The sequence below is a fragment of the Vibrio cincinnatiensis genome, from assembly GCF_022113815.1.
In the GTDB taxonomy this organism is placed as follows: Bacteria; Pseudomonadota; Gammaproteobacteria; order Enterobacterales; family Vibrionaceae; genus Vibrio; species Vibrio cincinnatiensis_A.
Genome location: NZ_SGOM01000046.1, coordinates 1 through 1,890, shown reverse-complemented (window position 1 = coordinate 1,890; position 1,890 = coordinate 1). Strand labels below are relative to the sequence as shown.

At 36.9% G+C, this 1,890-nt stretch carries 1 protein-coding gene; it reads right to left on the bottom strand.

Annotated elements, in window-relative coordinates; genetic code table 11:
* Positions 1–662: 662 nt before the first annotated feature.
* Positions 663–1,709 (bottom strand): hypothetical protein, encoded by a 1,047-nt coding sequence (locus EXA13_RS16465; protein WP_238134081.1) that lies wholly within the window; start codon positions 1,707–1,709, stop codon positions 663–665.
* Positions 1,710–1,890: the final 181 nt, after the last annotated feature.

Here is a 1,890-nt window from a genome sequence, read left to right as displayed (position 1 = left end):
AAACTCAAAGTAAAGAAATCATAAAAACACTTTAATTTTCAATATATTGTGGTCTTTTCTCTACGGTTACATAACGCCGCATTAAGGGGCAGGCAACGCAAATAACTGTACTAAAACTAGCCCACCGTAACCTCAAATGCCCACCAAACCAAAACTGCCAAGCGTTGACTGTCCCTCTTAAATGCTTTGTTATGTAACTTTGCTAACTATTTCAAAGCATTACAAAGAACAGCATTGCCAAATATCGTTTAACTTACATGAAAAGTTAGCAGTAACCCAGTAGAATTCGCGTGACAACGACGAAACTGCGAGCCCTAGTTCAAAGAAAAAAATGACTGCCACCAAACTTATCGCAAACTCACTTAACCATTGAGAAAAGACTGAAAACTCGAAGAACAAGAAGACGGAAACGAAGCCAATATGAATAAGATTGACTTTACAAACTTTATAAATAACCAATTAAAACAATCAGTTAAAACCATAATCATGTGAAGTAGAAGCCAACTTAAAAAAGCAAAAGCATAAAAATATTTTTAATTTTCAATATATTGCGGTCTTTTTCTTTACGGTTACATAACGCCGCATTAAGGTGTGAGCATCGCTTGGCTATACTTGAGCGAAGCGAAACTGCCAAGCGTTGCGAATCACTCTTAAATGCTTTGTTATACAGCTGATTCGACAAATAACCCTCTGATTTCATTTTCTAGTCCATTGATAACTTCAAACAGTTTCTCAAAATCGGACTCAGTAAAAGCATAATGTTCTCTATGCCTTTCTTTGACAGTTTGTTCCTGCAATTGGTCACAATACTGCCAATATTGAGATTTTTCCTGCTCTTTATTTCTTTGAAAGGTAACGTATTTTGAGTCTTGCCCATCCCCCTGCGGAACGAAGTAAATTGAATTTGTCAGGTTAACAAGACCATCGTCTGCGGTTAAAAGCCAACAGTCTTGCATCTTACCGTCAATATACGTGTTCTGCTGTCCAGCAGCAATTCGGTAATAGACAATATCTCGAGCAGCATTTAAACACTTTGCAAGTAGTTTATCTGAAGAGTTACCCCCTTTTTTAAAGTTATCTTTAATTTTTTTGCAATATGCTCTGAACCGTACATCTTGAACTTCAGCAGTGTTAAAGAATACAAATTTAGCTGCTTCTACTTCAACTGCGCCGATCATATCCGCTTTTTCAGCTAAAAAGCCTATTAACTTACAGAACTGTTCTTCTGGTGATAGATCTTGATTTTTTCGACTGATCAATTGTGTTTTAATAATTGTCAAGTAGGTAATAGAATTAATATATTTCTCCCCTACAGGCAATTCTTTAAACTTTACATGGTTTTCTTTTTCTAGTTTTGTCTTTATGGCTCCCGGATGATCTATGTAATCACGGCAATATAGCTCAAGAAACGTTTCGTATGAGCTATATAAGTCGCTCACGTAAGACGCTTCAGCTTCATTCAGTGCAAAGCCAGGAGAAAGGCATAGCCCTCTTACATTATTCAACGTTTTCACTAGTTCTTTTAACCCAGATGCGTTGAGTGTAATTTCACCTTTCACGACTTGATTCATTTTTGACAGTATGTTCAAGTCAATGATCACTGCTGTCTCAATACTATTCATAGCATTTTTTAGCACTTTAGATTTCTTAAGTTCTGGATTTTTGTGCTTTAGCCTAGCAGGCTTAATAAAAACAGGATTAAACGCCATTAATGTGCTCCATTGTTGCTGTATAACGCCGCATTAAGGGGCAAGCAACGCAAACCACTGCGCTCAAACTAACCTGCCGTAACCTCAAATGCCAACCCGAACCAAAAATGCCACGCGTTGATTGTCCCTCTTGAATGCTTTGTTATGTAACTTTACTAATCATTTCAAAGCATTAACAAAA